This is a genomic window from Streptomyces sp. IMTB 2501, from assembly GCF_001953885.1.
Lineage (GTDB): Bacteria > Actinomycetota > Actinomycetes > Streptomycetales > Streptomycetaceae > Streptomyces.
This window is the reverse complement of sequence record NZ_MQUS01000010.1, coordinates 278,739-290,110: the sequence shown is the minus strand read 5'-3', so window position 1 is coordinate 290,110 and position 11,372 is coordinate 278,739. Positions and strand designations below refer to the sequence as shown.

Annotated in this window: 11 protein-coding genes; 4 read left to right on the top strand and 7 right to left on the bottom strand. The window is 71.8% G+C overall.

What is annotated here, in order from left to right; all coding sequences use genetic code 11:
- The 4 genes from AV521_RS19920 to AV521_RS19905 all read left to right on the top strand — a co-directional run.
- On the top strand, positions 1-372 hold a 372-nt coding region (locus tag AV521_RS19920; RefSeq protein ID WP_076089788.1), incomplete at its 5' end, for a CBS domain-containing protein.
- Complete coding sequence (locus tag AV521_RS19915) at positions 369-3,224, top strand: cation-transporting P-type ATPase (protein ID WP_256725632.1); 2,856 nt, start codon at positions 369-371, stop codon at positions 3,222-3,224. The genes AV521_RS19920 and AV521_RS19915, both read left to right, overlap by 4 nt.
- Entirely contained in the window at positions 3,221-3,880 is a 660-nt protein-coding gene (locus AV521_RS19910; protein WP_076089787.1) for a TrkA family potassium uptake protein, read from the top strand. Before AV521_RS19915 ends, AV521_RS19910 begins: the two co-directional genes overlap by 4 nt.
- Positions 3,877-4,533 carry a TrkA family potassium uptake protein gene (locus AV521_RS19905; protein WP_076089786.1) on the top strand — a complete coding sequence of 219 codons (657 nt, stop codon included), beginning with the start codon at positions 3,877-3,879 and terminating at the stop codon, positions 4,531-4,533. Before AV521_RS19910 ends, AV521_RS19905 begins: the two co-directional genes overlap by 4 nt.
- A 93-nt stretch (positions 4,534-4,626) precedes the next feature.
- Here AV521_RS19905 and AV521_RS19900 read toward each other — a convergent pair whose 3' ends face one another.
- From AV521_RS19900 to AV521_RS19865, 7 genes are all read right to left on the bottom strand, one after another.
- Positions 4,627-5,253: a hypothetical protein gene (locus AV521_RS19900; RefSeq protein ID WP_076089785.1), complete on the bottom strand. Its 627-nt coding sequence runs from the start codon at positions 5,251-5,253 to the stop codon at positions 4,627-4,629.
- 368 nt (positions 5,254-5,621) lie between these two features.
- On the bottom strand, positions 5,622-6,497 hold the full coding sequence (locus AV521_RS19890; RefSeq protein ID WP_079249334.1) for a universal stress protein: 876 nt from the start codon (positions 6,495-6,497) through the stop codon (positions 5,622-5,624).
- Between the two features lie 138 nt (positions 6,498-6,635).
- The gene (locus AV521_RS19885; RefSeq protein ID WP_076089782.1) at positions 6,636-7,100 is read right to left on the bottom strand and encodes a hydrogenase maturation protease; all 465 of its coding nucleotides are present in this window, start codon (positions 7,098-7,100) and stop codon (positions 6,636-6,638) included.
- On the bottom strand, positions 7,097-8,443 hold the full coding sequence (locus AV521_RS19880; RefSeq protein ID WP_076089781.1) for a Ni/Fe hydrogenase subunit alpha: 1,347 nt from the start codon (positions 8,441-8,443) through the stop codon (positions 7,097-7,099). Before AV521_RS19880 ends, AV521_RS19885 begins: the two co-directional genes overlap by 4 nt.
- A 27-nt stretch (positions 8,444-8,470) precedes the next feature.
- Positions 8,471-9,319, bottom strand: a complete 849-nt coding sequence (locus tag AV521_RS19875) for an oxidoreductase (RefSeq protein WP_076089780.1) — start codon at positions 9,317-9,319, stop codon at positions 8,471-8,473.
- Between the two features lie 17 nt (positions 9,320-9,336).
- Positions 9,337-10,155 carry an FAD/NAD(P)-binding protein gene (locus AV521_RS19870; RefSeq protein WP_076089779.1) on the bottom strand — a complete coding sequence of 273 codons (819 nt, stop codon included), beginning with the start codon at positions 10,153-10,155 and terminating at the stop codon, positions 9,337-9,339.
- Entirely contained in the window at positions 10,152-11,336 is a 1,185-nt protein-coding gene (locus AV521_RS19865) for a 4Fe-4S dicluster domain-containing protein (protein ID WP_076089778.1), read from the bottom strand. Before AV521_RS19865 ends, AV521_RS19870 begins: the two co-directional genes overlap by 4 nt.
- Positions 11,337-11,372 lie beyond the last annotated feature (36 nt).

The following is an 11,372-nucleotide window of genomic DNA, read 5'->3' as shown; positions in this document are numbered from 1 at the left end:
ACCGAGTACGCCGTCGGGTCCGTCCTCGTCGTCGAGGACGGAGCACTGCACGGCATCGTCACCGACCGCGACCTCGCCCTGCGCGGCATCGGCGGCGGCCTGGACCCGACGGCACGGGTGGACGCGGTCATGTCGGTGAAAGCGGTCACGGTCGAGGCCGGCGACGACCTCCAGGTGGCCTACCGGACGTTCCGTCGCACCGGAGTCCGCCGGCTGCCGGTCCTCGACGCGGAGCGGGTGGTGGGCGTGCTCACGATCGACGACCTGCTCCTCGACGTCTTCCGGCGGCTCGCCGACCTGCTGGGTCCGGTCACCTGGAGCGTCCTGCAGGAGCCGCCGGGGCCGCCATCGAGGACGGGGGGTCCCGTATGAGCCCCGAACCGGCCCGGCTGGGCACGGCGGCTCTGCGCGAGGGCGGTCCACCGACCTGCGTCACGGCCCCGGCCCCGGAGCCGCCTGCCGACCAGCCGGGCGTCCCCGCGTCGTCCTTCCCCTGCCTGCCGGTGCCCGACGTCTTCACCGCCCTGGGCAGCTCCCCGCGCGGGCTCACAGCGCCCGAGACGGCCGCGCGGCAGGCCCGTTACGGCCCGAACGTGCTGCCCGGTGCGGGCCGCGGCCAGGTGTGGCGCCGGCTCCTCGCGCAGTTCACCGACCTCTTCGCGGTGGTGCTGCTTGTCGCGTCGGCGATCACCTTCCTCGCGTACGCCCTGGGGCGGCCTCGTGATCCGGCCACCCTCCAACTGGCCCTGGCGATCCTCGGGGTGGTGTTCCTGAACGCCGGTATCGGGTTCGCGCAGGAGTACTCCGCCGAACGCACGGCGCAGTCCCTGCAGGCGATGGTGCCGCACACCTGCCGGGTGCTGCGCGAAGGAGAGCGGAGGGAGCTGCCCGCGCGGGAGCTGGTGCCGGGCGATGTGGTGATCCTGGAGGCAGGGGACGCGGTACCGGCCGACTGCCGGCTGGTCGAGGCTCAGGAAGCGGCCGTCAACAACGCCGCGCTCACCGGAGAGAGCGATCCCGTCACGCGGGTCGCGGAGCCCGTGCCGTCGGGGCTAATGCTGGAGGCGCGCAACTGCGTGTTCATGGGCACCGATCTGGTCGCGGGCACCGGGAAGGCCGTCGTGTTCGCCACGGGTACGGCCACCGAGTTCGGGCGGATCTTCCGGCTCACCGCCGCCGCCCCGAGGCAGCAGACCCCGCTGCAGCGCCAGGTCGCCGCCATGGCCCGCCGGGTCGCGAGCGTCGCACTCGCGACCGGCGCCCTCCTGTTCGCGGTGCGCGTGCCCAGCGGGCAGCCGTTCGTCGACACGTTCGTCTTCTCGCTGGGCGTGATGGTCGCCCTCGTGCCGGAGGGCCTGCCGGCCACGCTGTCGGTGTCTCTGGCGATCGGGGTGCGCCGCATGGCCCGTCGGCACGCACTCGTCAAGCAGCTGCTCGCCGTGGAGGCACTGGGCTCGACCAGCGTGGTCTGCACCGACAAGACGGGCACTCTCACGCAAGCCGAGATGACCGTCGTACGGCTGTGGGCGGACGGTGTCTCGCACACCGTGACCGGAGTGGGATACGCGCCAGCCGGCGAGATCACCGACGCGGGCCCCGTACGGGAGTTGCTGCGGGCGGCGGCCCTGTGCAGCAACGCCCGGCTGGTGCCCCCGACCGGGAGAGACGCGTGGCGGGTGCTCGGGGACACCACCGAGGGGGCACTGCTGGTGGCCGCCGTGAAAGCCGGCCTGGATCCGGCACAGGAGGAGGCCCGTACGCCACGGGTGGCGGAGCATCCCTTCGACTCCGCACGCAAGCTGATGAGCACCGTGCACCGCGACGGCGACGGCACGTTCTTCGCGTACGTCAAAGGCGCACCGCTGGAACTGCTGGCCCGCTGCGATGCCATCGACCGGCGCGGCACGAGGACACCGCTGACGGACGCCGACCGCACCCAAGTGGCCGCAGCCGCGGACGGGATGGCCGGACAGGGTCTGCGCGTCCTGGCGGTCGCCCAGCGGCGGGTCGCCGGTCCCCGGCCGCCCCTCGGGGACGTCGAGTCGGAACTGACCCTGCTGGGGCTCGCCGGGATGTACGACCCGCCCCGGCCGGAGGTGCGGGACGCGGTGGACGCCTGTCGGCGGGCCGGTATCCGCATCATCATGGTCACCGGTGACCATCCCCTGACCGCGGAGGCGGTCGCCCGCCGCGTCGGTATCGTGCGCGAACCGGACCCGACCGTGGCGACGGGAAGCCAACTGGACGCGCTGGCTGACGACGGCCTGGACGCCCTGCTCGCGCGGTCCACCGAACTGCTGCTGTGCCGGGTCAGCCCCGAGCACAAGATGCGGGTCGTCACGGCGTTGCAGCGGCGCGGCGAGGTCGTCGCCGTCACCGGCGACGGGGCCAATGACGCCCCCGCCCTCAAGCACGCGGACATCGGCGTCGCCATGGGTGCCTCCGGTACCGACGTCGCCCGCGAGGCCGCCGTGATGGTGCTGCTCGACGACTCCTTCGCCTCCATCACCACCGCGGTGGGACTGGGCCGTTCGGTCTACCGGAACATCCGCAAGTTCCTGATCTACCTCTTCAGCCACAACATCGCCGAGCTCGTGCCGATCCTGGCGGCGACCTTCGCAGGGTTCCCGCTGGTGCCGATCACGGCCGTACAGATCCTCGCCATCGACCTCGGCTCGGACGTGCTGCCCGCCCTGGCGCTCGGCGCGGAGCCGATGGAGCCCTACGTCATGAACAGCCCGCCGAGGCCCCGCAAGGAACGGCTCTTCTCGGCGGCGGTCATGGGCCGGGTCCTCTTCCTCGGCGGCATCCAGGCCTTCGGCGTGTGCGCCGTCTTCTTCTGGCACATCCACGCCTCCGGCATCCCCTACGCGGACTTCACCAAGGCCGATCCCGTCTACCGGGAGGCGATCACCATGGTCCAGGCCGGCATCGTCGTCAGCCAGTTCTTCAATGCACTCGCGGTGCGCACCGACCGGCGGAGCGTCTTCCGGGCCGGGCTGCTGAGCAACCCCTGGCTGATCGGCGCCGGCTGCGTCGGTATCGCGCTGATGGCCGCCATCAGTTACGCGCCGCCGCTCCAGGCCGTCTTCCACACCGCTGCACTGGCTCCCGCCGACTGGGCGGTCCTGGCCGCGTTCGGTGCGCTGCTGCTGGCCGCCGAGGAAGCCAGGAAATGGGTGCTGCGGCGCCGGAGTGCGGCTCCGAAGGGAGGAAGGCGATGAGAGTCATCATCGTGGGGTGCGGCCAGGTCGGCGCCACCCTGGCCACGCAGTTGGTCACCGAGGGCCACGACGTACGGCTCGTCGACCGGCAGCCGAAGGCACGCAGAATGCTGCCACCGGGCTTCCCCGGCGCCTTCCACGTGGGCAACGGCTTCAGCCGCTCCGTGCTGGAGACGGCCGGAATCGCCCACGCGGACGCGTTCGTCGCGGTCACCTCCGGGGACAACAGCAACATCGTCAGCGCGCGGACCGCCAAGGAGACGTACCGGGTCCCGATCGTCCTCGCCCGTATCCACGATCCTCGCCGCGCGGACATCTACCGGGACCTGGGCATCCCCACGATCTCCAGCGTCCGCTGGGCCGTCGGCCGCATGCACCAGATGCTGCTGCACCGCCATCTCACCCCCGAACTCTCCTTCGGCAACGGCGAGACCATCCTCGTACGCTCGCAGCTGCCGGCCTATCTCGCCGGACGGCCGGTGACCGGCTTCGACGTCGACGGCGAAATCCGGGTCGTGGAGATCACCCGGGGCGGCCGCTCACTGCTGCCCGGGCACGGTGTGCTCGCCGAGCCCGGGGACCTGGTCACCTTCGCCGTCGCAGCGACCGCGCTGAGCCGGCTGCGCGGCTTTCTCGACAAGGAGCTGGGAACGTGAAGGTCCTCATCGCGGGCGCGGGCCGGCTCGGCACCCAGATCGCCCAGGTGCTGTCCGCCGCGCGCAATGTCGTCACCCTCGTCGAGTCCGACGACGACCGGGTGGCCCAGCTGGCAGACCTGCCGCATGTGCGCCTGGTGGCCGGGGACGCCTGTGAGCCGGACGTGCTGGAGCGCGCGGGAGCTTTCACCTCCGATCTCGTCATCGCCGCCACCGGCCGCGACGAGGACAACCTCGTCATCAGTCTGCTCGCGAAAGGGCAGTTCGGGGTGGGACGGGTGGCTGCGCGGGTCAACGAGGCGGAGAACGCCTGGCTCTTCGACGAGCGGTGGGGCGTGGACGTGTCGGTCCCCGCGGCGACCCCGCTCATCTCCCTCATCGAGGAGGCCACCGGCGCCACGGACACGGTGGCGCTCCTGCGCTTGAGCAAGGCGGGCGTCGAGGTCATCGAGACCGCGATCACCGTACAGTCCCGGGCCGCGGGGCGCGCACTGGGCGAGATCGCCCTGCCCGCCGGCACCGTGGTCGCCACCGTCGTACGCGACGGCCGGCCCACCGTCCCCGGCCCCGAGGTACGACTGCAGCCGGGCGACGAACTCCTGCTCGTCTCGCACGAGGCGACCGAGCAGGAGATCCACGCCGCCTTCCAGTGACCGCACGATCGGCTGACCGCACGATCGGCTGACCGCACGATCGGCTGACCGCACGATCGGCGGGGCAGTTCGCCTGCTGCGACGATGTCGCCGTCAGCGGCCGTAGCGCGTCACCCAGCCGGGCTCGACGCGTTCCCATTCGCGGTCCCAGTGGGAGAGACGGCTGCGGTCCATGCTTCTGCCGAGGGCCCACCACAGGCCGTAGGCGGTGGCAACGCCGCCGAACGACGTCGCGAAGGCCACCGCCGCACCGGCGGTCGCCGCGAAGTCCCGGCCCTCGGGGGGCGTGGCGATGGTGCCCTGGGCATCCAGCCACACGGTGGTGGCAGCCCCGCGGTGGAGCCAGGCCCGCACCGGCGCGACGCCCGTATGGCCGCCGTCCCGGTCGCTCCAGCCCACCGCGGCGTGGAAGCCGGACTGTGCTCCAGCACGGTCGTCGGCCGATCGTGCGTCGGTCACCAGACGCGCGGTGACGGGATGCAGTCGCGCCAGCTTCGCCTGCCGTGCATGTGTGTAGTGGCTGTACACCGCCTGCCCGGCGGCCCACGCCGTCAGCGGCAGCACCACGAGGGCGACGGCCGCCAGGACGACGCGAAGTCTGCGCTCCAGCCGGTCCACCGGCCGTTCCAGGGGGCTGCGTCTGTCGTCGGGTCCGTGCGGCGCCCGCTTGCCGGGCGAGCCGGAGGCGGGCCGGTGACTGGAGGGATCGGGTGTCCGCATGGCACGACCCTCCGCTCTGGAGTCGTCGGTTCCGTGTGCCCTCTCACCGTCCCGCGCCCCGGACCCGCCGGGTATGGGCCCCACGGTCCTCGTGAGTGCCGTTCGGCCCCACCCGGCCCGGTGCCTCGGGGTGATGATGTGTACGGAGGGATGATGAGCGAGCGCACCCAAGCCGACTCGCGTGCCGAGCGCGGTGACTGTGGTGCCGTGTTGCCGTGGGCCGGGAACGCGCGGCGAGGGACCACACGGCCGACAGTCGGCTCCGTCCGCTCGCAGGCCCGCGGTGCGGGTGGCGATCGGGTGCTGCTGCTCGACGGCACGTGGCGGCGTGTCGAGACGATCCGCGTACGGAGTCTGTTCGGCTGAGCTCACTGCCTCTGCGGTACGACCGCGACCGGGGACTGGGCGTGGTGCAGCAGTGTGTGGCTCACCCGGCCGAGCTGGAGTCCGAAGTGGCCCGCTCTGCGCCGTGCTCCGATGATCACGAGATCCGCGGCCGCCGACCGGTCCACGAGGATCTTGCCCGCCGGGCCCTCGACCGTCGTCCGGCGTGTCCGAACGTGCGGGTATTCGGCGCTCGGGGCTTCGAGCTGCGCGTCGAGAAGGGCGGAGGCTCGCGCTTCGTACTCTTCCACCGGTCCTGCGGCCGACAGCCGGTCGCCGCTCCTGTCGTAGGCGGGCGTGCGCCAGGCGCGCACCACGTCCAGGATGCAACCGCGCACCTCGGCTTCCCGGAAGGCGAACCGCACGGCCTCCGCGCACGTGTCGGCTTCGCCCAGGCCGAGCAGGATCCGCTCGTGCGTACCCGCGAGGCCCGCCCGGTCCCCCCGGACCACGACCACCGGGCAGTGTGCCCGGGCCGCCACGGCCAGACCGACCGACCCGAGCAGCAGGCCCTTGAGCGGGCCACGGCCCCGTGACCCCGTCACCACCGCGAAGGCGTGGCTGCCCTCGCGTACCAGGGCGTCGGCCGCGTCTTCCGGGATGATGTCGGTGGTGACCTTCACATCAGCGTTTCGCCGCGCGGCCCGGTCGGCCGCGGAAGCCACGATGTGCTCCGCCAGCACCTGCTCGGAGGGCCGTTCGTGGCCCACTGAGGGGAGACCGCCCTCGTAGCGCTCCCAGAGCGAGCCGTACACCAGCCTGAGCGGAAGACCGTGGCGGACGGCCTCGTCCACGGCCCAGTCGACCGCCGGCAGACATGAGTCCGATCCGTCGACGCCCGCCACCAGAGGGAGTGTCATGTTCCCCACCGCCTTTCGTGGAGCCGTCACATCGTGCAAGCACATGGGGGTGAACTTCACCGTCGCACCGCCGTGAGCGGAGTCGCGAGGGCGCTTCGGCCCGCGTCACAGGACCTTCGGCCCCTACGGCCCGTGGATTCAGTCGGATGCCTGCCTTACGGAGGTGGCGGCCCGGTCGATCAACTCGGGGAGCGCCGTTCGCACCGCTTCGCTCAGACCGGCGCCCAGTTCGACGTCGGCCACCTCCACGGCGTGCACCACGAGCCTTGGCGGCAGCTGGTCGAGGGCCTCCGCCAGGGCCAGGCACTCCCCCAGCCCGAAGGCATGGGTGCTTGCCGTCCCCCGCGCGTGGCCGCCTGCTTCGTCCGGTGTCAGGGTGTGCAGCTCGCCCGCCCTGGCCGACCGTGTGTGGAGGGCTTCCACGACGACCACGGTGTCCGCGCCGCGCCACAGGTCGAGCATGCGTGCGGGTTCACCGTCACTGACCACCAGGACGGTGTCGTCGGGAACCCGGCCCCGCAAAGCCTCCACCACTTCCGGGCCCGCCCCGTCGTCACCGCGCAGCGGATTGCCCACGCCGACCACCACGACCCGGCCGCTCATGTGTGTTCCACGGTGAGGTCGAGGAAGTGGGCGGCGCAGGAGATGCAGGGATCATGGTTGCGAATGGCTCGTTCGCACAGGTGGGTGAGTTCGTCGTCGTCGGCAGCGGGCCCCTCCCTGTCCAGGCGCGCCTGGACCGCCTTGCGTACGTCCTCCTCGATGGCCGTCTGGTTCTGGGCCGTGGGCGGGACGATGCGGGCCTCGGTGAGCGTGCCGTCCTCCGTGAGGGCGTAGCGGTGGTACAGCAGACCCCGGGGCGCCTCGGTGGCTCCGCGGCCGACACCCTGGCGCGGCAGGACCTCGACGGCCGGCAGGGGAGGTGGTTCGTATCCGTCGATGATCCGCAGGGCCTCCTCCACGGCATGTGTCACTTCCACGGCGCGTACGACGATGCTCCGGAAAGGGTTGTCGCAGACGGCGCCGGTCAGTGGGTCCCCCAGCCCGGCGTCCCGCGCCGCCTCGGCGGCCACGGGGTGCAGCCACCGGCCGTTGATCGCATAGCGGGCGATCGGGCCGGTCAGGTAGCGACGGCCGTCGAGCGTGGCTGTCAGGGCGGTGGAGTGGGGCACCTGCCCTTCCCGGACGTGCTGTTCGAAGTCGGGCAACTGGAACGCGCGCAGCGCAGGGCCCTGACCATGGGCGGTCAAGACCGTCGGCGTTCCGGAGTCGATGGCGTAGCGGCCGGGGTCACGCAACCCGAACAGATCGTGGTCACACACCGCGTCCGGAAAGTCGAACGCCGCCACCCAGCGGACGGTCTCCAGCGCGTCCTCGCGGGCCTGTCTCAGCCGTTCCGCGAGCGGGCGGAGTTCCTCCGGGGCCGGAGTCCGGTAGAAGCCGCCGACCCGGACATTGACCGGGTGGATGGGGCGGCCGCCGAGCTGTTCGAGGATCGCGTTGCCGGCCTGTTTGAGCCTCAGGCCGCGTTCCACGACGGCTCGTTGCTCGCGGGCCAGGCCCACCATGTCCGCATGGCCGAGAAAGTCCGGAGCGTGCAGCAGATAGATGTGCAGGGTGTGGCTCTCGATCCATTCGCCGCAGTACAGCAGGCGGCGCAGTTCCGCGAGAGGGCCGTCCACCGTGACACCGCAGGCGTTCTCGATCGCCTGGCAGGCGCTCATCTGGTAGGCGACCGGGCAGATGCCGCAGACACGAGCGGTGATGTCAGGGGGTTCGGTGTGGCCCCGGCCGGTCAGGAAGGCCTCGAAGAAGCGTGGCGGTTCGTAGATGCTCAGACGTGTCTCGGTGACGGAACCGCCCTCGACGCGCAGGTGGAGAGCCGCTTCGCCTTCCACTCTGGCCAGCGCGTCCAGCCGCAGGACACGGGTTCCGCGAGCGTTCATGCGGGCCTTTCCGGGCGGGGTTCGTCGTCAGGCCCGAGGGCTGTGCTGCCCCTCGGCCATGAGGTCGGCTACGGGGGCATATTCCGGCGACGCGGCGTTGAAGGTGCGGAAGACACGCTGGATGTCGTGCTCGCTCATCCCGTCGTGGCGCAATTCCTCGACCATGGAGCGCAGGTTGGGTTTGCGAGTCGGTCCGAAGCAGCCGTAGCACCCGCGTCCGAAGGCGGGGCAGATGGCGCCGCATCCGGCGTGGGTGACCGGTCCCAGACAGGGGGTGCCGTGGGCCACGGTGATGCAGGTGGTACCGCGCCTCTTGCACTCGAAGCAGACGCTGTGACTGGAGATCTGAGGCCTGCGCCCGGCCAGGTAGGCGGTGATGACCTCGACGAGCTGGCGGCGGTCGATGGGGCAGCCGCGCAGTTCGAAGTCGACCGGGACGTGGGCCGAGATCGGTGTGGAGGTCTCCAGGGTGGCGATGTACTCCGGCTGGGCGTACACCGCGGCGAGGAAGTCGTCCACGTCGGCGAAGTTGCGCAGTGCCTGGATGCCGCCCGCCGTGGCGCAGGCTCCGATGGTCACCAGGTACCGGGAGATGCGGCGGACGTGCTGGATCCGCTCGGCGTCCTCGGCGGTGGTGATCGAGCCTTCGACCAGGGAGAGGTCGTACGGTCCCCGGCCGGCCAGCCGCGCTCGCTCCCCGTCGGCGCCCTCGGCCGGGGTCATCTCCAGGAAGTGGTCGATCCGTACGCGCTCGGTGAGGCCGAGGAGTTCGTCCTCGCAGTCGAGCAGAGTCAGCTGGCAGCCGTCACAGGAGGCGAACTTCCACACGGCGAGCGTCGGCCGTGGGTCGGTACCCGGTCCAGGCTCGGTGGCCATGTCACAACTCCCTTACGTCACAGCTCCCTTACCAGGAGCAGCTGTGCCACACGGTCGTAGCCGACGACCGGCCCGTCCCGGCACAGCAGGAGCGGGCCGAGCTGGCAGTGGCCGCAATGGCCCGTGGCGCAGCGCATGTTCCGTTCCAAGGACACCTGGACGCGGTGCGGGACCAGGCCCCGGGCCACGAGGTCACCTGCCGTGTGCCGCATCATCACCTCGGGCCCGCACACCAGCGCGCAGGTCTGTTCGGGCCTCAGGTCGAGGCGGTCGAGGAGCGTGGTGACCACGCCCACCGCACCGCGCCAGCCCGCGCCGGGGCGGTCGACGGTCACCTCGACCCGGGCCGGGCCGCGCCAGCTCTCGATCTCGTCCCGGTAGACCAGGTCGGCAGGCGTACGGGCGCCGATGAGGATCGTGGGCCCACCGTACTCGGCCGGCCGGTCCAGGACCGCGTGAATGGCCGGCCGCAACGGAGCCAGCCCGATCCCGCCGGCGATCACCAGCACATCGTGGCCGGCTGCCGCATCGAGGTCCCAGCCGGCCCCGTACGGCCCGGTGAGCCCGACGGTGTCACCCGGGCACAGCCGGTACAGCGCGGCCGAGACCGCGCCCACCGCGCGCACGGTGTGCACGAGACCCCCGTGGCGGCCGCGCAGGGCGCTGGCCGATATGGGCACCGCGCCGACCCCGAACGCGTAGACCATCGCGAACTGCCCCGGTGAGAAGGGCGGGAGTTCCCGCCCGGCCGGTACCAGCTCGATCGAGCGGGTATCGGCGGTCTCCTCCCAGGCGTCGGCGACGCGGTACGGCAGCGGGGGCGCCACGGTGCTCATGGTGACTCCGGTGCCGATGGCGAGGCCCCGGACCGTGTCCAGTCGTGCAGGGCGGCGGCTTCCTCGGTGATGTCGATGCCGACCGGGCACCACACGATGCAGCGTCCGCAGCCCACGCAGCCCGACGAGCCGAACTGGTCGTACCAGGTGCCGAGTTTGTGGGTCATCCACTGCCGGTAGCGGCTGCGCGAGGAGGCCCGGACCGGGCCGCCGTGCAGCTGGGAGAAGTCCAGGTCGAAGCACGAGTCCCACAGCCGCCACCGTTCCGCGTGGTCGCCGGTGAGGTCGGTGACGTCCTCGGTGGTGGTGCAGAAGCAGGTGGGGCACACCATGGTGCAGTTACCGCAGGTCAGGCAGCGCCCCGCCACATCGTCCCAGCGGGGCGCGTCGAGCGTTCCGGCCATCAGCTCCCGCAGATCGGCTTCGGGCATGGTCCGTCCCATACCGTCCGCTGCCGCTGTGACGCCCGCGCGTGCCGTCTCCCGGGTTTCGGGGTCGGCCGGACGGCCGGGGAGTTCGGCCAGGATGTCGGCCCCTTCCGCGCTGCCGCTGCGGACCCAGAAGCGGTGCCCGTCCTCATCCACCACTTCGGTCATCACCAGGTCGTAGCCGCGAGAGGCGGCGGGTCCGGTGCCCATCGAGACGCAGAAGCAGGTGGCGCCGGGCTCCGTGCACTCGACCACGATCAGCAGTGCTCCGGAGCGCCGCCCCTCGTAGACGGGGTCGCGGTACGCCCCACCGGTCAGTACCCGGTCCTGGATGGCGATGGCCCGGAGGTCGCAGGGACGCACGCCCAGGAAGGCGTACCGGGGAGGCGTGACCTGGTCGGTCGTGAAGACCACCTGGTCGCCCACCCGGTCGGCGCTCCACTCCCGTACCCGCGACGGATGCAGGAACGACTTCCACGACTGGGGGCCCGCCGAGTTCGCGAAGGCCGCCCCGTCCGACCGCTCCCGCAACCGGTACCGCCCGGCCTCCAGCTCCACGCCCCACCCGTACGGCAGCTCGTCGGCCGACCGCAGCTCCGCCAGCACAATCGCGCCGTCCCGGACCGTGGGCCCGATCACGGTGAAACCGCGCCTGATCAGCTCGTCCACGAGCGCGGCCATTCCGTCCTTGCCCATGACGAGCCCGTCGGACGCGGGGGCATGGGAGGCGTTCGCACCGGCGTCGAGACTCATGACCGACCTCCACAGCGCTGCGGACGGCACGTTGAT